Raw genomic sequence first — 21,087 nt, forward strand, 5'->3', positions numbered from 1 at the left:
TCCAATGAACGAAGCGCCGCTTCGTGGTACGCGGAGCTACCTCGGGCGCACTATAGCCTGGTACTTCGCTGCATTCGTGGGGTCTACTTCCGTCAGTAGATTGGCAAGAGTCTGCTTTTGCTGGGCATCGGGGGCGCTGCGGAAGATATTGGCAATTTCGTCCGCCTTCGTGTCAAAGAAGGAACGGGCCAGCAGCGTACCGGGCCGCCGTAGAGCAGCCTGCTGCACTGCCTGAAGCGCCGTAAAAATGCTGGTGCGGGCTTCGTCCGGCTTCTCGATAAAGATGTCCAGCCCCTGCCGGTAGTAGGCATAAATGCCGGTCCGGAAGGCTTCGAGCTGCGGGTCCTGCAGGTTGTTGAGCAGCCAGTAGCGGTTGCGGGTCTGCCCATCCTTCCAGGCTTCGTCCTGCTCGTTGGTAACGGTTTGTGAAGAAGCATTCTGCAGCACTATCCGGGCCCGGTCGTAGTACGGGGAGCCGCCGAGGCGCGAGAAGCTGTCTTGGTCGAGGCCGATGGTGAGGTAGGCGTAGAAGGTCAGCAACGACGACAGATTGCCCACGAAGTTGTTTTCGGAGAAATCAATCGGGTTTTGTGGCGAGTAGTTGAACAGGAAGTTGCGGTCGGCGAAGCTCAGCAGGTTGGTTTCGTAACCGGTGCCATACACCGGCCGCGACGACACGATACGGGCCGTGGCCACGTACTGCCCACTCTGCGGAATGCCCGTGATGCCCACAAAAATTCGCATCCGGATGCGTTCCTCCGGCCGGTACGTCTGGCTCGTGAAGGAACGGGTGTTCAGAAACGACTGCATATCGTTCTGCATCTGCTGCACCAGCTGCCGGTCCGAAATGGTTACGTTTTCGGTGGTGATGCGCACTTCTGCCTGGATTTCCTGGGCCTGCGCCTGCGGGCTGGTCAGCAGCGAAATCAAGGCAATCAGTACGGCAGGCAGCAGCTTTTTATACTTCACGGGGCAGGCGGGCAAGAACAGCATCCACAATATCCTGGGCCACTTCGGCTTTCGGCTTTACTTCAAAGATACGAGTTTGGCCCTGCGCGTCCAGCAGCGTCACTTTGTTGGTGTCGTGGCGGAAACCGGCGCCGGCATCGCGTAGCGAGTTTAGCACCACCAGGTCGAAGTTCTTGTGGCGCAGCTTGTCCAGCGCGTGAGCCTGCTCGTTGTTGGTCTCCAACGCAAAACCCACCGAAAATTGTTCGGGCCGCTTGGTTTTCCCCAGCGTGGCGGCAATGTCCACGTTCTTCACCAGCTCCAGCGTCAGCGTGTCGCCGGACTTCTTAATCTTCTCAGCGGCTACCTGCGCGGGCTTGTAGTCGGCGACGGCCGCCGCAAATACCCACACATCAGCCTCCGGCGCTACAGCAGCAGCGGCGGCAAACATCTGGTCGGCGGTTTCTACGCGCTGCGTCCGGATGTGCGGATGGGCCGGGTCGGGCAGGTTGGTGGGGCCACTGATGAGCGTCACCTCGGCCCCGATGGCAGCGAAGGCTTCCGCCAGCGCGTAGCCCATTTTGCCGGTGCTATGGTTGCCGATGAAGCGAACCGGGTCGAGGGGCTCGTAGGTAGGGCCGGCGGTAATGAGGACGCGCATAGTTTCAGAAAAAACGTCATGCTGAGCTTGCCGAAGCATCTCTACCTCTGGCTAACTCAGTCGTAAGAGCGAAGCGGTAGAGATGCTTCGGCAAGCTCAGCATGACCCGTTATTCAACGATTGAAAAACCGCTCCAGCTCCACCACAATGTCTTCGGGCTCCAGCATACGGCCGGGGCCAGACAGGCCGCTGGCCAGCTCTCCGGCCGGCGAGTCGAGCACGATATTGCCGTAGGAGCGCAGCGTCGCCAGATTAGCTGTAGTGGCCGGGTGGGCATACATATCCAGGTCCATGGCGGGGGCCAGCAGCACGGGGCAGCGGGCCGAGAGGTACACGGCATCGAGCAGCGAGTCGCAGAGGCCGTGCGCGAAATGGGCCAGCGTATTGGCCGAAACCGGCGCTACCAGCAGCACATCGGCCCATAGGCCCAGGTGCACATGGTTGTGCCATTCGCCGGCGGCCTCATCCTTCAAAAACCCCTGCAGAACAGGTTTCTTGGACAGCGTGCCGAGCGTAAGGGGCGTAACAAAGGCCGAAGCCGAGGCAGTCAGAATGACTTGCACCTCGGCTCCGGCCTTCACCAGCAGCCGCACCAGCGGCGCGGCTTTATAGGCGGCAATGCTGCCGCAAACCCCCAATAAAATCTTGCGGTCTTGCAGCGGCATTCCCACGCGGGACTATTGACCCTCGATAACGCGCAGATTGCCGTTCTCGTCGAACTCCGACGGGGTGCGGAAATGCACTTTACCTTCCAGAAACTCTTCTACCGCCAGGTTGGTGGGCTTGGGCAGACGCTCGTAGTGCTTGCTGATTTCGATTTGCTCGCGGTTTTCGAACACCTCTTCCAGGTTATCGACGGTGGTAGCAAACTCGGCCAGCTTGCCGTTCAGCTCCTCTTTCAGCTTCACCGAAATCTGGTTGGCACGCTTCGAGATGATGGCAATGCTTTCGTAGACGTTGCCCGTTTCGGCGGTAAAGTCCGACATGTTGCGGGTAACGATGGAGGCAGGGACGTGGTTAGGAGCTTTCATGATGCTAATGTGCTGATTTTTGAGTTGCTGATGTGCTGTGGTGGTCCAGAGGCCCGGCGCCATGCTGAAACTAGTTCAGCTAATCCCGAGGCCGGCCAGCCCGCAGCGTTAGTTGGCGGCCGTAGACTCAGAAGGTTTGAGCTTGGTTATTTGTGCCTGCGCATCGGTGTACATCCGCTCGGCATCTTTGAGGTGGCGGCTCTGCGGATAGGTATCGATGAAGTGCTGGTAGAACGCCACCACTTCCATATACCGTTCCCGCTGCTTTTCCAGTACACTTTCGCGGGCTAGGTCATACTGGGCGCTTACTTTCAGAAATTCAGCCTCTTCATTGAAGGCCGAGGCCGGAAACTGCTGCTGAAAGCCGCCCAGCGCCACCACCGCCGACTGGTAGTAGCGCAGGTTGTAGTACAGCTTGGCCCCCTGATACGCTTTCAGCTCCAGCTTCTTCTGCAGCTCCTGCGACATATTTTCGGCCTCAGGGCGGAACGTGCTGTTAGGGTAGCGGTTCAGGAATTCCTGAATGGTTTCCAGCGCCGAATACGTGTTGGTTTGGTCCAGCTCCCATTCCGGCGAGTCGCGGAACAGCGACTTGGCCTGCAGGAAGGTGGCTTCTTCGGCGTACGTGGAGTTGGGATACGTATCGGCGAAGCTTTTGAAGTAGTAGGAGCTGAGCGTGTAGTTGCGCTGGCGGAAGTTGGTGTTGGCGAAGTAGAACTGCGCCTTTTCGGCTTCCGGGCGGCCTTTCAACAGCGGCACGAGGTCTTCGAGCAGAGTGCCGGCCTTGAAATAGTCGCCCTTATCGTAGTACTGGATGGCAGCTTCGTACTTCTTGTTCACGTCGCTGCTCTTGAGCAGTTTCTGGTAGCCAGTGCAGGCGCCGAGCAGCAAGGTGCTCAACAACAGAACAAAAAGGGTCGGGCGAAAAGTATGCATAAGGGCGCAAAGGTAACGGATTGTGGAGCCGAATCAAACCCGGCACCTGTTGGCCTACGCGGCAGGTGGGCAGCGCGGGCAGTTGATATAGAAGAGAAAAGCTACTTGACGGCCGGCCGTACCACGGGTTTCGGGGCGTTGGCCGGCACTTTCGGGGCGGGTTTGGTGGGAGCCGCGCGGCGGACGGGCGCTTTGGCAGCGGCTTTCGTCTTGGCTTTGGGTTTGGCTTTCGTGCTGGTTTTGGCCGGCGTTTTGGCTTTGGGCTTGGCCTTCGCTTTCACGGGCAGCGCGAAGTGCTTGCCTAACACGGCGCGGCGGGTGGGGCGTTCCGTGGGGCGCCACTTGAAATCTTTCAGCTTCTCATCTTCGGGCTTTAGCTCATGGGGCGGAATGAAGCTGGCATCGGGGTTAGTCAGAAAACTGATGGTCTGGAGCTTGCTCTCGGCAAAGCGCAGCGCCATCGTGGCCGACGCGGCTTTGTTCATGCCACTCACGGCCGTGTCGCCTTCAAGAGCATAGTAGAGGCTCTCGGCGTTGCCAAGCACGTCCACTTTTTTTATCGAGTTGCCCTGGAAGTACGCCACCATGTTGCGGCCCTTCACCTGATTGAAGTTCAGTAGCGTGTCCTGCCCGATGATGAACGAGTTGGCATAGAGGCGCATTTGGTCCACTTTGCCATTGCGCTGCCGGATTTCCATGCTGTCGGCGGTCAGCTGGTTTTTCTCGTTCCAGAGAATCGGATTCTTGTTGAGGTAGATGATAGAATCCTGCCGGTCGTAGGTCAGCGAGTCGGCGCGGCCCTGCAGGTCGGTGCGGAAGATCTTGGCTTTCGGAAAGGCGTACAGCACGCCGGCCTCGTTGAGCGGCGGGCGGCCTTCCTGGCTGATGAGCGTATCGGCGGCGAGGTAGAGCGTGTCCTTGCCCGAAATGTTGCGCATCACTGGCACGCCGTACACTTTGGTGCGGCCCAGTGCCCGCCAGTAGCGCCCCACGTCGCCCCGGATTACGAGGTTATCTTTTTTGCTGGTCATCGAGACGTGGCCCGTAGCCACGCCATACTGCCGGGTCTCGTCATACACCAGCCGGTCGCCGCCGAGCAAGTAGTTGGGCGTCTCGATTTTGGCGTTTTTCTGGAAGTTCGATACCCGCGTGATGGTGTTGTACGTGCCGTTTTCAGCGTAGAGCGTACCCTGCCGGCCCTTGATGCGCGTGGGCCCGAGGAAGTACGCCACCTTCGACACCGTATTATACTGCAGCGTGTCAGTATCAATGGTGTTGTCCTTGGTTACCAGCTTCACGTCGCGCTTGAAGCTGAAGACTTTGCTGGTGGTGTTGTAGTAGCCGAAGCGGCTGTCGAGCGTGTTTTCCGGGTCTACCAAGTGGCCGCCGGTGCTGTAGTAGGCCAGGTTGCGGTTCAGGTCGTAGTCGAGCACCTGGGTGGTGAGGGTCATGCGCGGGTCGCGCATGGTCACGTTGCCGGTGATGCGGGCCTTGCGCGTGTCGCCGTCGTAGGTGCCTCGGTCGCCGGTGATGGTGATGGTGTCGTTCTGGATGATGCGCACGTTGCTGAAGGCTTCCAGCGCGTTTTTCTCCAGATACTGATAGGCCGAGTCGCAGTAGAGCAGCGTGGTGCCCTGCCGGAAGCTCACGTTGCCGATCAGCTTGCGGATTTCCACGCCGTTGAACGTGCCGCCGATGAGCCGCTGCGTGCCGGGCAGCAGCTCGATGCGGGAGCCTTTGGGCGGCGTAGGCTGCGCCGCCGGGCGGGCCGCCGGCCGCTGCTGGGCGAAGGAAAAGGCCGGCAGCAGCGCCAGCCAGAGCAGAAAAAGTGACTTAGACAGGGACATTTCGACACGAAGGTACGGAAGGCCCGCCGCTAACGTCCATCTTTGCAGTTCCGATACATTGCCCCCTCCCCCATGCTCGACCAGGTCCGCCACTTTATTCAGGAACACGCGCTTTTCAACCTCGAAACCGATACGCTGCTGGTGGCCGTGAGCGGCGGGCAGGACTCGGTGGCGCTGGCCGAGGTGCTGCACCAGCTGGGCGCGCAGTTTGCCGTGGCGCACTGCCACTTCGGGCTGCGCGGCGACGAGGCCGACGCCGACGAGCAGTTTGTGCGCAAGCTGGCCAAGAAGTACGAGGTGCCCTACTTCGTGGAGTTCTTCCAGACCAAGGCCTTTGCCGAGCAGGAAGGCATTTCGACGCAGATGGCGGCCCGAGCGCTGCGCTACGAGTGGTTTGAGCGCATCCGCCGGACGCAGGGCCTCACCTATATAGCTACTGCCCACCACCAGCGCGACGCCGCCGAAACCATGCTGCTCAACCTCACGCACGGCACCGGGCTGGCGGGCCTGCACGGCATTCCGCCCAAAAACGGCCATATCGTGCGGCCGCTGCTGGGCATCGGCAAGCCGGAGCTGTTTGAGTATCTGGTGGAAAACCAGCTGATGTGGCGCGAAGACGCCTCCAACGACAGCCCCGTGTACCAGCGCAACCGCCTGCGCCAGGAGGTGCTGCCCGTGCTGCGCGACATCAACCCCAACCTCGACCAAACGCTGCAATTCACGGCCGAGCGGGTGGGCGGCGCCGAAGAAATCGTGCGGCGCTACGTGCAGGACACCGCCGCCCAGGCCCAGCGCACCGAAGCCGACGCCACGTACCTCGACATCCGGCTGCTGCAGAAAACCGCCGCTACCACGCTGGTGCTGCACGAGCTGCTGCGGCCGTTCGGGTTCAGCTTTCCGGTGGTGAAGGACATTGTGGCCGCCTTCCCGGCCGAGTCGGGCCGCCGCTTCGAGTCGCCGACGCACCGGCTGGTGAAGGACCGCGAGCAGCTGGTCATCACCCCGAAAAACCTCACCAAATTCGGCACGCACCAGCTGCAGGCCGGCCAGGAAGTGCTCAAGATTGACGGCCTGCACCTGCGCCTGGAGCTGCAGGAAGTAACTGAGGCTTTCGAGGTGCCACGCGGCAAAGCCGTGGCCGCGCTGGATGCCGACGCGCTGAAATTCCCGCTCATCGTGCGCCCCTGGCAGGAAGGCGACTGGTTCATGCCCATCGGCATGAAGGGCAAAAAGAAGCTCTCTGACTTCCTCATCGACCAGAAAGTACCGCTCAACCTCAAAGACAACGTGCAGGTGCTCTGCTCCGGCGACGGCAAAATTGCCTGGGTCATCGGCTTCCGCCCCGACGAACGTTTCCGCGTGAACGAGGACACCGAGCGGGTGCTGGTAGTAAAGCGCATGTAACGCCCCGGTCCGACGGCTGTGCCTAGGTAGCAAAACGGTATTTCCGGACCCGCGCGGCGCGTTTCCGGCCGTGCGGGCGCCGCCGCGCACCCAACTTTCGCATTTCCACCCCTGCGGATTGTATTTCCACCCTTACGGATTGTATTTCCACCCTTACGGATTGTATTTCCACCCTTACGCGTCGCATTTCCACCCTTGCGCTTCCCGTTTCCACCCCTACGGATTCCATTTCCACCCTTGCGGATTACAGTTCCACCCATACGGCTTGCATTTCCGATTAGCAGCGGCAGTACGCAGCCCGTTTAGCGGTATTCCAGTGGCTTTACCAGTAGAAAACCGTTCACCCAAGCCGGTTTTCGCTTAGCTTTACGCGCAGAACCTTAATCGTACACCCAATTCCTCACCCGATGAAAGTTACCGTAGTTGGGGCTGGCAATGTGGGCGCAACCTGCGCCGACGTATTGGCCACCCGCGAAATTGCCAACGAAATCGTACTGGTTGACATCAAGGAAGGCTTTGCCGAAGGCAAGGCGCTCGACATCTGGCAGAAAGCCCCCATCATCGGCTACGACTCGCGCACGGTAGGCGTGACCAGCGACTACGCCCGCACGGCAGACTCCGACGTAGTGGTGATTACCTCCGGCCTGCCCCGCAAGCCCGGCATGACCCGCGACGACCTGATTTCGACCAACGCCGGTATCGTGAAATCGGTGACCGAACAGGTGGTGAAATACTCGCCCAACGCCATCATCATCATCGTGAGCAACCCGCTCGACGTGATGACCTACCAGGCCCACCTCACCTCCGGCCTCGACCGTACCAAGGTATTCGGCATGGCCGGCATTCTGGACACGGCCCGCTACCGCGCCTTCCTGGCCGAAGCCCTGAACGTGAGTCCTAAAGACATTCAGGCGGTGCTCATGGGTGGCCACGGCGACACCATGGTGCCCCTGCCCCGCTACACCACCGTCGGCGGCATCCCCGTTACGGAACTGATTGACAAAGCAACCCTCGACGCCATCGTGCAGCGCACGGCGCAGGGCGGCGGCGAGCTGGTGAAGCTGATGGGTACCTCGGCCTGGTATGCTCCCGGCGCAGCCGCGGCCCAGATGGTGGAAGCCATTGTGCGCGACCAGCGCCGCGTGTTCCCGGTGTGCATCAAGCTGGAAGGCGAGTACGGCATCGATGGCGTGTACCTGGGTGCTCCGGTTATCCTGGGCAAAAACGGCATCGAGAAAGTAATCGAGCTGCAGCTGAACGACGAGGAGAAGGCACTGCTGGAAACCTCGCGCGGCCACGTGAAAGAAGTAATGGACGCGCTGGACAACATGAGCAAGGCCACGGCCTAAGCTTCTCTAGTCTCCCGAATAGAAACCGGCCGTTCTGCGCAAGCAGGGCGGCCGGTTTTGCGTTGCAGAGGCGCATATTTGCGGCTTAGTGTTGAACCTATGACTGCCCAAACCGTCGAAACCGCGCTGCACACCCTCGCCGACCCGGTACGTGCCATTCTACTCCAGCGCTTCTTCAAGACCGGGCCGGGCGAGTACGGCGAAGGCGACAAATTCCTGGGGCTCAGCTTGCCGCAGCAGCGGCTGGTGGCGCGTACGTTTCGGGCGCTGCTGCTGGCTGAAACCGAGAAGCTGCTGTACAACCCTTGGCACGAGTGCCGCCAAACCGCCCTCATCATCTGGACGCTGCAGTTTCAGAAAGCTGGACCAGCAGGCCGGCAGGCCATTCATGAGGCGTATCTGGCTAACCGGCGCTTCGTCAACAACTGGAACCTCGTGGATATCACCTGTCCGCTGCTCGTGGGCACGTACCTGCTCGACAAGGACCGTACGCCGCTTTACGAGCTGGCCGCCGAGCCGCAACTCTGGAGCCAGCGCATGGCCTTGGTCTCGACGCTGGCCTTTATCCGCAAAAACCAGTTTCAGGACATTTTCGCGCTGGCCGAGCAGCTCCTCTCCCACCCTCACGACCTGATTCATAAAGCTACTGGCTGGATGCTGCGCGAAGTGGGCAAACGTAACGAGGAGGCGCTGGAAGAATTCCTCACGGACCACCACGGCCAACTGCCGCGCACGGCACTGCGCTACGCCATCGAGCGGCTCCCGCCCGACCGGCGGCAGTGGCACATGCGCAAATAAAACGCCCGCTGCCATGGCAGCGGGCGTTTTATTTGCTACGGATGGTTATTTATTTCTGGCTGGCTTTGAAGAGCTTTTGCTTTTCTTCCTTCGACAGGCTTTCGTAACCGGAGCGGGAAATCTTGTCGAGAATAGCGTCGATGTCCTCCTGCTCGGGCTTGGGCAGATTGCCTTTGCGCGCGGCCGAGGCGGCCGGAGCCGCCGCCGAGCCGCCCCGGTGCGTCACGCGCAGCCGTGGCCGGCCGGAAAGCAGCGCCCCCACCCAGTCGCCGACGGCCTGCACGGGGCGGCCCAGGTCGCGGCCGCGCTGCAGCTGCTTCACAAACAGGAAGCCGAGCAGCGCCCCACCCAGGTGCGCAATTTCGCCGCCGGGGTTGCCGCCATCAATGCCCGCAATAGATACCAGCACCACCACGGCCGCAATGTACTTGATGCGTACCGGCCCCAGCAGAATGATGTTGAAGGTGTAGTCGGGCAGCAAAGTAGCGGCACCTACGATAATTGCCGTAACACTGGCCGAGGCGCCATAAAGAATAGCCGGACGGCCTTGGAAAACCGGTATCAGATTGAAAGCCAGCAGATACAGCGTCGCGCCGGCCAAAGCCCCCAGAATATACAGGCTCACCAGTTTCCGGTCGCCGAGGTACTCGCGCACCAAGGACCCGAACCAGTACAGGTTCAGCAGATTGAACAGGATGTGCAGAAACTCAAGATGCGCAAAGCTGTAGGTCAGCAGCGTCCAGGGGCGCGTGAGCAGGCGCAGCGGGTCACTGGGCACCGCAATCCATTCCAGAATGGGCGTGATGGTGATGGCGCCGCCAGTGGTCAGAAACAAGCCGACCCGCACCAGCAGCAGGGCCACAAAGGCCAGCACGTTGATCAGCAGCAGCTGGCTCAGCGCGTTGTCGCGCCGGCTAAAGGCAGCCCGGATGTCGTCGATAAAACTCATGGGTGGAAAAGCAAAGGGGACGGCAGAACGGAGAGGCGGTCTGGTGCTACAACAACGTACGGCCCCGATTAGCCATAATGCGTACCGTTGCGCTGCCAGATTTTCAACACGATGAACCCAATCAACATTCCGCCCAAATGCGCAAAGTGCGCCACATTGTCGCCAGGCACCGGATGGATGCCTTTGTAGAGCTCGTAGGCCGTGTACAGCGCCACAAACAGCCAGGCTTTAATCGGAATCGGAATGGGAAAGATGATGAGCTTTTCGTGCGGAAACAGAAACCCAAAGGCAAACAGCACCCCAAACAACGCCCCGGAAGCCCCCAGCATGCCGGCAGATGGGCTATTCAGCGCCATATCGCAGGCGCTCTGAATGGCGTTGTTGGCGCTGGCTATCATTTCAGGGTTAGTAGGGTCGCGCTGCAACATGTTGGCCAACGACACGGCTGACTGCCCAGATTCCGGGAAATAGGTGCGGTAGAAATCTGCGAAGGCAACGCCCGACGGCTCTTCCTGAAACGCTATCCGGGCATTGTTCATCTGGTGCAGCTCGTAGGAGCGCACGCCCTGATAGAGCACGCCGGCCCCGATGCCGCAGATCAGCCAGTAGGTCAGAAACCGTTTCGGGCCCCATACATTTTCCAGCGAAGCCCCAATGAACACCAGCCCCAGCATGTTGGAGAACAAGTGCCCAAAACCACCGTGCATGAACATATACGTCACGAACTGCCAGGGCTGAAAGTACACTGACCCAAACGGAAACAAAGCACCGAGCACTGTAACCTGCGGACCAAACTGGCTCTGCAGAAAGAATATCAGCACATTGATAATAAGCAGCGTGCGGACAGTTGGCGTAAGTTGGAACATGAAGGGTACTGGTTGAATGGCAGTAGCACGAAGCGGTTGTTTCGCAGCTGGTGTATGCCGCCGAGACGGTACGTATGCAACGAGATACGAAGCAGAAGATTTGCGCTATATCACGCCTTACGGAAAAACTCCTGAATCTGGCTGAGCTCCAGCATAACGAGGGTGCGGCGGCCGTCGGGGGTGTAGCCGGGCACCTGGCAGGCAAAGAGCTTATCAACCAAGGTCGTCATTTCAGTGTCGGAGAGGCGGGCCCCGGCGGCGGCAGCGGCCACCCGGCGGGCCAGGGCCCGGGCCATCTGCTCGCGCCGGTCCAGCTTTATAGGGCCAGCATGGGTCCGGAACTGCTCAATTAACCCTTCCAGCAATTCCTTTTCATCGCGCGCCGGCACATCAACCGGAATGCCTTCTACCGCAATGGTATGCTTGCCAAAGTCGGTGAAGCGGAACCCGAGGCTGCGCAATGCCTCTTCTACTTCGCGCAAAATGGCAAAATCCTGGGGCGAAAACGTGATGGTACGCGGAAACAACAGCGTCTGGGAGGCACCAGTTTCGCGCTCCAGCGTGTGCGCATACTGCTCGTACAGAATCCGTTCCCGCGCCGCCGCCTGGTCCAGCAGCATCAGCCCCGATTTCACGGCCACCAGCAGATACTGCCCGTGCACCTGCAGCACCTTGTTGCCGGAGCTGGCACTCGATTCGCGTAGCGGCAGCTCCGGCGCAGAAGGCACCGCCGCCGAGGGCGCTGTCACAAGAAATGGCGCCGCGGCCGCCGTAAGCGCCGATGCTGACGGCACGGGCACTCCAACGGCCGTGGCCTCGTGCTCGACGTCGGGCACGCTCACCTTGCTCAGAGATTTGTAGAATTCTTCCAGCTCACGCTTGGCCTGCTCGGTGGGCCGGGGCGGCAATTGTCGTTCGTAGGCCTCGGAGCGGGCACCACTGGGGCGGGTGTCGCGCGGGCTGGGTGTCGCGGCCTGCGAAGCTGCCGAGGCCAACGCATCAGGGCGAAAATCATCGGTGAATGGGTTTTTCTGATTCGCGGAGGTGCGCAATGGCTGGATAGGCGCAAAATTCACGTCGCCCTCAAAGTCTAGTGAGGGCGCCATGTTGTGCAGGCCCAGGCTTTGCTTCACGGCGGCCCGCACAATGGCATACACGGTCTTCTCGTCCTCGAACTTGATTTCCGTTTTGGTGGGGTGCACGTTGATGTCGATGGCCTTGGGGTCGAGGTCCAAAAACAGCACATAAAACGGGTGCGTGTCTTTGGGCAGCAGCCCTTCGTAGGCGGTCAGTACGGCATGGTTGAGGTAGGCCGAGCGAATGAAACGGTTGTTGACAAAGAAAAACTGGTCGCCCCGGCTTTTCTTCGCCGACTCCGGCTTGCCAATAAAGCCCTTCACCGACAGAAACGGCGTGACTTCCTCGCAGGCTGCCAGCTGTTCCTTATAGCCGTTGCCAAGCAAGCTCACGATGCGCTGGCTGAGTTTGCCGGCCGGCAGGTTGAACACTTCCAGATCATTCTGGAACAGCGAAAACGTAATCTGGGGGTTGGCCAGCGCTACGTGCTGAAACTCGTCGAGGATGTGGCGCATCTCCACGGCGTTGCTTTTGAGGAAGTTGCGGCGCGCCGGCACGTTGAAAAATAGGTTCTTAACGCTGATGCTGGTGCCGTCGGGACAGGCAGTGGGCTGCTGGCTGGTGATTTGCGAGCCTTCCACGAGCAGCAGCGTGCCGGTGTCCTGGTCGCGCTGCTTGGTGCGCAGCTCCACCTGGGCCACGGCCGCAATAGAGGCTAGTGCCTCGCCCCGGAAGCCCAGCGTCCGGATGCGGAACAGGTCGTCGGTGGTGCGGATCTTGCTGGTGGCGTGGCGCTCTAGGCTCATGCGTGCATCGGTGGGGCTCATGCCCGCGCCATTGTCAACTACCTGCACCAACTGTTTGCCGGCATCTTTTACAATAAGCTGCACCTGGGTAGCGCCAGCATCCACAGCATTTTCGAGCAGCTCTTTCACTGCCGAAGCCGGACGCTGCACCACTTCGCCGGCGGCAATCTGATTGGCCAAATATTCGGGAAGCAGTTGAATTACGTCGGCCATGCCAAGTAGAAAATAAAGATACGAAGGATGAAAACTGAGGCGTTAACCCGTTGAGCAATTGGACTTGCTCGTTGAAATGCCAACCAATGCCGGGAATTTCTCCGTAAGTTTGTGGCCAACATTCGTGTGCGTTGTGCCTGCCGGGCTCCCGGGTTGGTACGTTGGAAAGAGCAGAAGACCGGATGCCTCGGGCCCGCTACCATTGCGGCCGGGCCCGCCGGACCACCCTATTTCCCGCCCCGAATGGGAACAAAAGTAGGTCGAAATCCGCTTGCGTTCAACCTCACCACTTATCGCCAGACACCACACGGGGGCCTATGCTCAAGGAATTTCGGATTAGACTCTTATTGCTGCTATTGGCCGCCACGGGTCTACTCATCACCTCCGCCGTGCCCTATGACGATGCGGCTCGTCCACGCTCTGTGGCCGAACAGAACTGGGTGGACAGTGTATTCAGTTCGCTCACGCCCGACCAGCGGCTGGGGCAGCTGTTTATGGTGGCGGCTTATTCCAACAAGGATAAGAAGCACACGCAGTACACGGAGTTTCTGGTCAAGAACTATAATATTGGTGGGCTGATGTTTCTGCAGGGTGGCCCCCGCCGGCAGGGCCACCTGACCAACCGCTACCAGGCCGCTGCCAAAGTGCCACTGCTCATTGCCATGGATGCCGAGTGGGGCCTGGACATGCGCCTCGATTCCAGCATGCACTTCGCCAAGCAGATGACGCTGGGCGCTATGGACGACGAGCAGTACGTGTACCAGATGGGCCGCGAAATTGCCCTTAAGATGAAAACGTTGGGCGTGCACGTCAGCTTTTCGCCCGTCGTCGACATCAACTCCAACCCCAATAACCCGGTTATCGGCAACCGCTCCTTTGGCGAGAACAAGGAGCAGGTAGCCAAGCGCAGCGTAGCCTATATCCGTGGGCTACAGGACCACGGCATCGTGGCTGTTGTGAAGCACTTTCCAGGTCACGGCGACACTGATGTGGACTCACACGTGGCACTACCGGTTATCAATTCCGACCTAGCCCACCTGACCAACATGGACCTGTACCCGTTTCAGCAGTCGTTTCAGGCGGGTGTGATGGGCGTGATGGTAGGCCACCTGTACATGCCGCTGTTTGATACGGTGCGTTCGGTATCGGCTACCATTTCCAGGAATTTGGTGACGGGGCTGCTGAAGGAGAAAATGGCTTACAAAGGGTTGGTTTTCACGGATGCGCTCAACATGAAGAGCGTAGCCAACCTTTACAAACCCGGGGAACTGGACGCTTTGGCGCTGCTGGCCGGCAACGACGTCCTGCTTTTCTCGGAAGATGTGCCGGTGGCCATCCAGAAAATAAAGGAAGACCTAGCGGCCGGCAAGTTGGTGCAGGAAGATGTGGACCAGCGGGTACGCAAGATTCTGCGGGCTAAGTTCTGGGCCGGCCTCAACCGCCGCCAGCGCGTGGATGTGCCCAACCTGATGACCAATCTGAACCGGCCGCAAAGCCGCACAGTTGCTCAGGAAATCTACGAGCACGCCACTACCATTGTCAAGAACAATGAGGACCTGCTCCCCTTCCACCGCCTCGACACGCTGCGCATTGCTACCGTAACGGTAGGCGCAGGCGCAGGCAGCACGCTGGGCGAAATCATGGGCAAATACCAGAGCGGGCCGGTGTATCCTATAGCAAACCGCTACGCCCCTGACTCCACGTTTGCCCGCATTCTGCCGCGCCTTGCCCCCTACAATGTAGTGGTGGTGACGCTGCATAACATGAACAACACGCCCACCCACAACTACGGGCTGGGCGACGGCGCCCTCAAGTTCATTAAGGAGTTGCAGGCCAACCCGCGCATCAAAACGGTGGTCGTGACGATGGGCAATGCCTACGCGCTGAAGTACCTCGACTCGGCCCGCACGCTGGTGTGTGGCTACGAAGACAACTACTTCTCGCAGCTGGTGGTGCCACAGATACTGTTTGGGGCGCTGCCTGCCGTGGGTCGCCTGCCCGTGACGGTGACGCCCGAGCTGCTGGCCGGCACCGGCCTGCCCACGCCCGACTTCCGCCGCCTGCGCTACGCTACGCCGGAAAGCGAGGGGCTGGACTCGAAAGTGCTGACCCAGATTGACAACATTGCGCTGGAGTCGGTGGCGTATGCGGCGGCCCCCGGCTGCCAGGTGCTGGTGGCCAAAAACGGTGCCGTGGTGTTCGATAAGAGCTACGGCTACTGCACCTATGATAAGTCGCAGCCTGTGAACAACTCCACGCTCTACGACCTGGCATCGGTGACCAAAGTGGCGGGCACGCTCCAGACCATCATGTACCTCAAGGACCAAGGCAAGCTGAACCTGGACGACAAGGTGGCCGCTTATCTGCCGGAGCTGAAACAGACCAACAAGAAGGACATGACGGTGCGCGAGGTGCTGATGCACCAGGCGGGCCTGAAAGCCGGCATTCCGACCTGGGAGAAGACCATCACCAAAACCGGCCCCAAGCCTACCTTCTACGCCAGCACCAGCGAAGCTGCCTTCCCCAACGAAGTAACGCCCAAGCTTTACAGTGTGCGCACTGCCGAAGACTCGGTGTGGATCTGGGTGCAGCGCTCCGGCCTGCTACCCAAAGTGAAGGGCAAATACCCGGTGGAGTACAGCGACCTGAGCTTTATCATTCTGAAGCGCCTGGCCGAAAAACTGCTGAACGAACCGATTGAGAACTTCCTGGACAAGACGTTCTACAAGCCACTGGGGTTGGGCACGATGACCTACAACCCGCTGTCCAAGTTCCCGCAGTCGTGCATCGCGCCCACCGAAAACGACACGTATTATCGCCGCACGCAGCTGCAGGGCACCGTGCACGACCAGACGGCCGCGCTGGTAGGCGGCGTGGGCGGACACGCGGGCCTGTTTGCCAATGCCAACGACCTGGCTATCCTGATGCAGATGAACCTGCAGAACGGGCGCTACGGTGGCCTGCGCTACTTCCAGAACCCCGTTGTGACGGAGTTTGCGCGCAGCACCGTAGCCGGCAACCGCCACGGCCTGGGCTGGGACCACGGCGACCCGACCAAACCCGAAGGCCCCACCAGCAACCTGTCGCCGGCCAGCACGTTTGGCCACACGGGCTTCACAGGCACTTGCGTCTGGATGGACCCCGAAAACAAAATCCTCTACATCTTTCTTTCCAATCGGGTGTACCCCGACGCCGGCAACAACAAGCTGCGCCAGTACAACATCCGCACCCGCATCCACGACGTCATCTATAAGTCGCTGCAAAAGACATGACCTGTTGTCTGACTCTTTTTCTTAACCTTTGATCCGCAATTGGCGGCAGGACATCTTCCCCGATGACTTGCCGCCAATTTTCTTTTTCTGTGTCCTTCTCTGTCCCGACCCGAATTCCGGGCCGTTTCTGAACGGCAAACTCTCTCCTCCCATGAACATCGGCATTGTCTGTTATCCCACTTTTGGCGGCTCCGGCGTGGTAGCCACCGAGCTGGGCAAAGCCCTGGCCCAGCGCGGCCACCGCGTGCATTTCATCACCTACAGCCAGCCGGTTCGCCTCGATTTCTTCAACGAGAATCTGTTCTACCACGAGGTCTATATTCCACCGTATCCGCTGTTCCAGTTTCCGCCCTACGAGCTGGCGCTGGCCTCGAAAATGGTAGACATCGTGCAGAATGAGAAGCTGGACGTGCTGCACGTGCACTATGCCATTCCGCATGCTTCGGCTGCGTTCATGGCCAAGCAGATTCTGCTCACGCGTGGCATCCGAATTCCCGTAGTCACGACGCTGCACGGTACCGACATTACGCTGGTGGGCAAAGACGCCAGCTACGAGCCCGTCGTGACGTTCAGCATCAACCAGTCGGATGGCGTGACGTCGGTTTCGGCGGACCTGCGGCGCGAGACGTACGAGTATTTTGCCATCGAGAAGGACATTGAAGTTATCCCGAACTTCATCAATCTGGCCCGCTTCCAGAAGCAGAACAAAAGCCATTTCAAAGCCGCCATTGCGCCCAACGGCGAAAAGCTGCTGGTGCACACCTCCAACTTTCGCTCGGTGAAGCGCGTGGACGACGTGGTGCACATCTTTGCGGGCGTGCGCAAGCAGATCCCGGCCAAGCTGCTGCTCGTGGGCGACGGGCCGGACCGGCCGCGCATCGAAAAGCTCTGCCGCGAAATCGGCTACTGCGACGATATCCGCTTCCTGGGCAAGCTGGAAGCCGTGGAGGAAGTGCTCAGCATCGCCGATTTGTTCTTGATGCCTTCTGAGAAGGAAAGCTTCGGGCTGGCGGCCCTGGAAGCCATGGCCTGCGAAGTGCCGGTCATCAGCACCAATGCCGGCGGCATTCCGGAGCTGAACCAGCACGGTATTACGGGCATGGTTAGTGAAATAGGGGACGTGGCCGACATGGTCAAAAATGCGCTTTACGTGCTGGAAGACGAGAATCTACCCCGCTTCAAAGCCGCTGCCCGCGCCCACGCCGAAACGTTTGCCGTTGAGAACATCGTGCCGCTCTATGAGGCCTGTTACCAGCGCGCTATCGACGCCGTGCTCACCGCCGCTGCGGTATAACGGTTCTGCCGCCGCCATAGTCACCTTACATAACGAGCCCCTGGTATCCGCACGGACGCCAGGGGCTCGTTATGCAAGGCGCTTGCGGAACGCTAGAACAGCCCGAAGGCTTCCCGCTTCACGGCCAGCAGGGCGCGCTCGGTCGGGTCGGTTTCCTCGTTTATCAGGGTTTCCAGCACGCGCTTGGCCAGCTCGGTGCCACGGCTTTGCTGGGGCTGCGGCAGGCCATGGTACGCTTTGTTGATGGTGGTCAGCACGTGTTCTTTGGCCGCTTTCACCTCGCCCCAGGTATCGGGGCTCATGTAGAGCTGCTGGCTGAGGTTGTGCTCGTATTCGGCCCGGATTTCCTGGATCAGCAGCCGATGGTACTCGGGCGCGGTCTGGCCGGCACTGCTCAGGCGCACCAGCATGTTGTTGGGCGTGATGCGCTCCAGCAGCAGCGTTACGCGCTCCAGCGCCTGCAGGCGCAGCGGCAGCGTGGTTTTGGAGTTCTCCAGCCGCAACTCAATCAGACGGCGCTGCTGCTCCTTTTCCAGGTATTGCCGAATCAGATAGAAGATGGAACCGGCCACCAACAGGGCAGGCAGCAGAATTTTGAGCAAGTCGAAGAGGTAGGCAGTGGAATCCATGCGAAAAGCGGGGCGGCCAGCCTTGCGGCGGCAGTAAGTAAGGAGAAACGGTGAGGCGTGTGAAGAGCGAAGGTAAACAAGCGGCGCTGATGGTACACGCTGCCGAACCAGACTTGACGCAGTAGTGGCCAAGAGCGGCCGAAAATGTTTGTGAACCGCCAGCGGGCAACTGCTGTTATAGCCGCAACGACTCCGATACCGGCCGTAATGAAACTCCTCTTCCGGCTTCGTATCTTTGTCGCCTTACTTTCCTAAACACGAACACACTATGGCAACGGCCGTCTCCACGAAACTTGCTCCCATAAGCCTCACTTCCCGCGCTCTGGCGGAGGTTCGCACTATTCTGACCGAGAAAAACGTGCCCGGCGAATACGGCCTGCGCGTAGGCGTTCAGGGTGGTGGCTGCTCAGGCCTGAGCTATCTGCTGGGTTTTGATAAGCCCAAGGAGCAGGACGAAACCTTCGATATCGAGGGTGTGATGCTCATCATGGATAAGAAGCACGCCATGTATGTGCTGGGTATGGAAGTCGATTTCCAGGATGGCCTCAACGCCCGCGGATTCGTCTTCAACAACCCGCAGGCCAAGAGCACCTGCGGCTGCGGCTCCTCGTTCTCCGCCTAAGTCATCCTCGCATAGCAAAACCCAAAGCTCTGGCCCTCCGGCCGGGGCTTTTTGCGTTTAGGGCGCTGTATGCCTAAGGCTGACTATTTTTAGCCTTCCCTCCTACTTCCTGCTGATGCGTTCTAGCCTTACCCTCGGTTTCCTGTTAGTTGCTATCAGCGCCCAGGCGCAGGTGTTTAGCCCGGCAGAAATAGCCCGCTGGCAACAGCAGGCACAGCAGGTAACCATCACGCGCGACACCTGGGGCGTACCGCATGTGCAAGGCAAAACCGATGCTGATGCAGTGTTTGGTCTCCTGTATGCGCAGTGCGAAGACGATTTTGCGCGGGTAGAAATGAACTACCTCGACGCCATTGGCCGGCTGGCAGAAGTGGAAGGCGAATCAGCCATCTACCACGATTTACGGGCCCGGCTGTTCCTGGACAGTACTCAAGCCATCAGCCTGTATACGAAAAGCCCGGCCTGGATGAAGCAACTGCTTAACGCTTTTGCCGACGGTACTAACTACTACCTGCATACCCACCCTACCGTGCAACCCAAGCTGTTGCGCCGCTTTCAGCACTGGATGCCGCTCATGTTCAGTGAGGGCAGCATTGGTGGCAACATCAGCGTGGTGCCACTGGAGCGGCTGAAAAACTTCTACGCCAACCGCAAATCCACGTCTTGGCAGCAGCCCGATTTTGAACGGGCGGAGCGGGAACCGGTGGGCTCAAATGGGTTTGCCGTGGCGCCGACCAAAAGCGCCAGCGGCCACGCGCTGCTGCTCATCAATCCGCACACGTCGTTCTATTTCCGGCCGGAGGTGCAGATGCGCAGTGAAGCCGGCCTGAACGCCTATGGTGCCGTGACGTGGGGACAGTTTTTCGTGTATCAGGGCTTCAACGAGCATTGCGGCTGGATGCACACGTCAAGCCAGGCCGACTCGATGGATGAGTATCTGGAAACCATTGAGCAGAAGGACGGGAAGTATTATTACCGCTACGGCAAGCAGTTGCGGCCGGTGCAGGCCGCCGCTGTTTCCATTGCGTATCGGCAGGCTGATGGCACAATCGGGCGCAAGCAGTTCACTACTTACCGCACCCACCACGGCCCGGTAGTAGGCCAGCAGGCCGATAACAAGTGGGTGACGGTGCGCATGATGGACACGCCGCTGGCGGCGCTGGAACAATCCTACCTGCGCACCAAAGCCACCGACTACGCCAGCTTTCGGGAAACGCTGAAGCTTAATGGCAATGCTTCCAATAACACGGTGTTTGCCGACAGCAAAGGCACCATTGCCTACTGGCACGGCAACTTCATGCCCCGGCGCGACCCACAATTCGACTGGAGCCAGCCCGTGGATGGCAGCAACCCCAAAACTGACTGGCAGGGCCTGCACAAGGTGGACGACTTGGTACAGGTGAAAAACCCGGCCAGCGGCTGGATTCAGAATTGTAATGCTACGCCGTTCACGGTTTCTGGCCCCAGCAGCCCGGCCAGGAGCAGCTACCCGACGTATATGGCCCCAGACGCCGAAAACTACCGGGGCATCAATGCCGTGCGCGTACTTAGCAGCAAGCCGGTGTTTACGCTTGATACGCTGATTGCGGCGGCCAAAGACCCGTATCTGGCTGGTTTCGAAGCATTGCTTCCGGCACTACTCAAGGACTTCCAGTTTGTACTGGACAGCTCCAATCCGCCGGAGGCTGACGTGGTAGAATCCATGAAGGTTCTGCAAGCCTGGGACAAGCGCTACAGCACAGCGTCTGTGGGCCAGACGCTGGCTACGTACTGGGGCGAGAAGATTCAGCGGGTGGCCCGTGCCCGCGCCGCCGCCAACCAGCCGCTGGATTATATGAGCCTCACTGCCTTCACCATTGCCAACACCACACCTCAGGAAAAACTAGCGGCCCTGCAGGAAACGCTTGACGAGCTAACCCGCGACTTTGGCACCTGGAAGATGCCCTGGGGCGCAGTAAACCGCTTCCAGCGCCTCACGGGCAACATCCAGGAAACCTACGACGACCAAAAGCCCAGCTTACCAGTCGCTTTCACGTCCTCAGCCTGGGGCTCATTGGCGGCTTTTGGTTCCCGCGCCTATCCAGGCACAAAAAAACGCTATGGCAGCGTCGGCAACAGTTTTATTGCGGTGGTAGAGTTCGGGCCGCGTATCAAGGCTCGCTCCGTACTGGCCGGCGGCAACAGCAACAACCCTACTTCTCCGCATTTCACGGATCAGGCGGGGCTATATGCGGAGGAGAACTTCAAGGAAGTATATTTCTATCCTGAAGACGTGAAGAAGCACGCGGAGCGGACGTATTCGCCGGGGCAGTAGGGCAGTAGTGTCTGCTAGGTTGAGGAGTGCAGCCAGCCTACATTGCCAGCAGCCCCACAGGCTCCGGAAAA

The 21,087-nt window shown here is 59.6% G+C and carries 15 protein-coding genes and 1 pseudogene; 7 read left to right on the top strand and 9 right to left on the bottom strand.

The annotated features are described in order from the left end of the window. Positions 1 to 36 precede the first annotated feature (36 nt). The 5 genes and pseudogenes from porD to IC231_RS11590 all read right to left on the bottom strand — a co-directional run bounded on the left by porD (position 37) and on the right by IC231_RS11590 (position 5,423). Positions 37 to 969 carry a type IX secretion system protein PorD gene (gene porD, locus IC231_RS11565; protein WP_190784650.1) on the bottom strand — a complete coding sequence of 311 codons (933 nt, stop codon included), beginning with the start codon at positions 967 to 969 and terminating at the stop codon, positions 37 to 39. Next, positions 959 to 2,274, bottom strand: a pseudogene (locus IC231_RS20435) (bifunctional phosphopantothenoylcysteine decarboxylase/phosphopantothenate synthase). The gene porD and the pseudogene IC231_RS20435 overlap by 11 nt, the downstream one beginning before the upstream one ends. Before the next feature lie 12 nt (positions 2,275 to 2,286). Beyond that, on the bottom strand, positions 2,287 to 2,640 hold the full coding sequence (locus tag IC231_RS11580; protein ID WP_190784653.1) for a DNA-directed RNA polymerase subunit omega: 354 nt from the start codon (positions 2,638 to 2,640) through the stop codon (positions 2,287 to 2,289). 108 nt (positions 2,641 to 2,748) lie between these two features. Continuing rightward, a complete protein-coding gene (locus tag IC231_RS11585) occupies positions 2,749 to 3,576 on the bottom strand; it encodes an outer membrane protein assembly factor BamD (RefSeq protein WP_190784654.1) in 828 nt (275 codons plus the stop codon). Positions 3,577 to 3,677: 101 nt separating this feature from the next. Then, positions 3,678 to 5,423 carry an OstA-like protein gene (locus tag IC231_RS11590; RefSeq protein WP_190784655.1) on the bottom strand — a complete coding sequence of 582 codons (1,746 nt, stop codon included), beginning with the start codon at positions 5,421 to 5,423 and terminating at the stop codon, positions 3,678 to 3,680. A 72-nt stretch (positions 5,424 to 5,495) separates the two neighbouring features. Between IC231_RS11590 and tilS the strand changes: the two genes are divergently transcribed. From tilS to IC231_RS11605, 3 genes are all read left to right on the top strand, one after another. Further along, a complete protein-coding gene (tilS, locus tag IC231_RS11595) occupies positions 5,496 to 6,827 on the top strand; it encodes a tRNA lysidine(34) synthetase TilS (protein ID WP_190784656.1) in 1,332 nt (443 codons plus the stop codon). A gap of 407 nt (positions 6,828 to 7,234) precedes the next feature. Beyond that, positions 7,235 to 8,176, top strand: coding sequence for a malate dehydrogenase (gene mdh / locus IC231_RS11600; RefSeq protein WP_190784657.1), 942 nt, complete (start codon positions 7,235 to 7,237; stop codon positions 8,174 to 8,176). A 99-nt stretch (positions 8,177 to 8,275) separates the two neighbouring features. Continuing rightward, positions 8,276 to 8,974: a DNA alkylation repair protein gene (locus IC231_RS11605; RefSeq protein WP_190784658.1), complete on the top strand. Its 699-nt coding sequence runs from the start codon at positions 8,276 to 8,278 to the stop codon at positions 8,972 to 8,974. 49 nt (positions 8,975 to 9,023) lie between these two features. Here the strand turns inward: IC231_RS11605 and IC231_RS11610 are convergent, their stop codons facing one another. From IC231_RS11610 to mutL, 3 genes are all read right to left on the bottom strand, one after another. Further along, positions 9,024 to 9,923: a rhomboid family intramembrane serine protease gene (locus IC231_RS11610; RefSeq protein ID WP_190784659.1), complete on the bottom strand. Its 900-nt coding sequence runs from the start codon at positions 9,921 to 9,923 to the stop codon at positions 9,024 to 9,026. Between the two features lie 68 nt (positions 9,924 to 9,991). After that, a complete protein-coding gene (locus tag IC231_RS11615; RefSeq protein WP_185887366.1) occupies positions 9,992 to 10,789 on the bottom strand; it encodes a rhomboid family intramembrane serine protease in 798 nt (265 codons plus the stop codon). 110 nt (positions 10,790 to 10,899) lie between these two features. Further along, positions 10,900 to 12,885: a DNA mismatch repair endonuclease MutL gene (gene mutL, locus IC231_RS11620; protein ID WP_190784660.1), complete on the bottom strand. Its 1,986-nt coding sequence runs from the start codon at positions 12,883 to 12,885 to the stop codon at positions 10,900 to 10,902. A gap of 317 nt (positions 12,886 to 13,202) precedes the next feature. Here mutL and IC231_RS11625 point away from each other — a divergent pair, with 317 nt between their 5' ends. Both IC231_RS11625 and bshA read left to right on the top strand, forming a co-directional pair. Further along, complete coding sequence (locus IC231_RS11625; RefSeq protein WP_190784661.1) at positions 13,203 to 16,157, top strand: glycoside hydrolase family 3 N-terminal domain-containing protein; 2,955 nt, start codon at positions 13,203 to 13,205, stop codon at positions 16,155 to 16,157. Positions 16,158 to 16,308: 151 nt separating this feature from the next. After that, positions 16,309 to 17,451, top strand: coding sequence for an N-acetyl-alpha-D-glucosaminyl L-malate synthase BshA (gene bshA / locus IC231_RS11630; RefSeq protein ID WP_190784662.1), 1,143 nt, complete (start codon positions 16,309 to 16,311; stop codon positions 17,449 to 17,451). A gap of 92 nt (positions 17,452 to 17,543) precedes the next feature. On the opposite strand, the gene IC231_RS11635 is transcribed toward bshA, so the two are convergent. Next, entirely contained in the window at positions 17,544 to 18,080 is a 537-nt protein-coding gene (locus IC231_RS11635; RefSeq protein WP_190784663.1) for a DUF7935 family protein, read from the bottom strand. Between the two features lie 268 nt (positions 18,081 to 18,348). On the opposite strand from IC231_RS11635, the gene IC231_RS11640 reads away from it, so the two are divergent. Continuing rightward, positions 18,349 to 18,702: a HesB/IscA family protein gene (locus IC231_RS11640; RefSeq protein ID WP_185887371.1), complete on the top strand. Its 354-nt coding sequence runs from the start codon at positions 18,349 to 18,351 to the stop codon at positions 18,700 to 18,702. A gap of 115 nt (positions 18,703 to 18,817) precedes the next feature. Further along, a complete protein-coding gene (locus IC231_RS11645) occupies positions 18,818 to 21,016 on the top strand; it encodes a penicillin acylase family protein (protein ID WP_190784664.1) in 2,199 nt (732 codons plus the stop codon). Positions 21,017 to 21,087: the final 71 nt, after the last annotated feature.

The sequence above is a fragment of the Hymenobacter duratus genome (assembly GCF_014698995.1).
Lineage (GTDB): Bacteria > Bacteroidota > Bacteroidia > Cytophagales > Hymenobacteraceae > Hymenobacter > Hymenobacter duratus.